This is a genomic window from Niastella populi, assembly GCF_002078015.1.
GTDB lineage: Bacteria > Bacteroidota > Bacteroidia > Chitinophagales > Chitinophagaceae > Niastella > Niastella populi.
Genome location: NZ_LWBP01000037.1, coordinates 1 through 1,704 on the forward strand (window position 1 = coordinate 1; position 1,704 = coordinate 1,704).

The following is a 1,704-nucleotide window of genomic DNA, read 5'->3' on the forward strand; positions in this document are numbered from 1 at the left end:
AGTTTATTTTTTAGCGCTATCTCTAAAAAGGAGGTATTCCAGCCGCACCTTCCGATACGGCTACCTTGTTACGACTTAGCCCCAGTCACTAGTTTTACCCTAGGCGGCTCCTTGCGGTTACCGACTTTAGGTACACCCAGCTTCCATGGCTTGACGGGCGGTGTGTGCAAGGTCCGGGAACGTATTCACCGTATCATTGCTGATATACGATTACTAGCGATTCCAGCTTCACGCAGTCGAGTTGCAGACTGCGATCTGAACTGAGAAAGGGTTTTTGAGATTAGCTCCTTGTCGCCAAGTGGCAGCTCTTTGTCCCTCCCATTGTAGCACGTGTGTAGCCCTGGGCATAAAGGCCATGATGACTTGACATCATCCCCTCCTTCCTCGCGTCTTACGACGGCAGTTTCATTAGAGTTCCCAGCTTTACCTGATGGCAACTAATGATGGGGGTTGCGCTCGTTGCGGGACTTAACCCAACACCTCACGGCACGAGCTGACGACAGCCATGCAGCACCTTACAGACTGTGTATTGCTACAAAATGAGCTTTCACCCACGGTCAATCTGCATTCTAGCCCAGGTAAGGTTCCTCGCGTATCATCGAATTAAACCACATGCTCCACCGCTTGTGCGGACCCCCGCCAATTCCTTTGAGTTTCAACCTTGCGGTCGTACTTCCCAGGTGGGATACTTAATGCTTTCGCTCAGACACACACTGTGTATCGCGTATGTCGAGTATCCATCGTTTAGGGCGTGGACTACCAGGGTATCTAATCCTGTTTGATCCCCACGCTTTCGTGCCTCAGTGTCAATTATTGTGTAGCAAGCTGCCTTCGCTATCGGTGTTCTATGTCATATCTAAGCATTTCACCGCTACATGACATATTCCGCTTACCTCCACAACATTCAAGATTGATAGTATCAACGGCAGTTTCCGAGTTAAGCCCGGAGATTTCACCACTGACTTACCAACCCACCTACGCACCCTTTAAACCCAGTGAATCCGGATAACGCTTGCACCCTCCGTATTACCGCGGCTGCTGGCACGGAGTTAGCCGGTGCTTATTCATCGGGTACCGTCAACCACACTAGAAAGTATGGGTTTCTTCTCCGATAAAAGAAGTTTACAATCCAGAGGACCTTCATCCTCCACGCGGCATGGCTGGTTCAGACTTGCGTCCATTGACCAATATTCCTTACTGCTGCCTCCCGTAGGAGTCGGGCCCGTGTCTCAGTGCCCGTGTGACTGGTCGTGCTCTCACACCAGTTACTGATCGTAGGCTTGGTGGGCTGTTACTCCGCCAACTACCTAATCAGGCGCACGCCCATCTTCAAACGCCGGAGCTATAATAATCAGGTGATGCCACCCAAAAATTTTACGGGGTATTAATCCACCTTTCGGTGGGCTATCCCCCATTTGAAGGAAGGTTGCGTACGTGTTCCGCACCCGTTTGCCGGTCGCCATCAACTGTATTGCTACAGTCATGCTGCCCCTCGACTTGCATGTATTAAGCCTGCCGCTAGCGTTCATCCTGAGCCAGGATCAAACTCTCCATTGTAAATGAGTTTTGATCACTTAGCTTAATTCTCTCAAAAAGAAAATCAACTTTGTGAATCTGTTAATTTTTTCGAGTCGCTAAAATCTTACCTTAGATTACTTAGAAAGTATTCTAAGTGCTGTTGCTTCCAAACTTTCAAAGAACTTT

General features: G+C 49.1%; 1 rRNA gene. It reads right to left on the reverse strand.

What is annotated here, in order from left to right:
* Window positions 1-26: 26 nt before the first annotated feature.
* A 16S ribosomal RNA gene (locus A4R26_RS05690) occupies window positions 27-1,557 on the reverse strand.
* Window positions 1,558-1,704 lie beyond the last annotated feature (147 nt).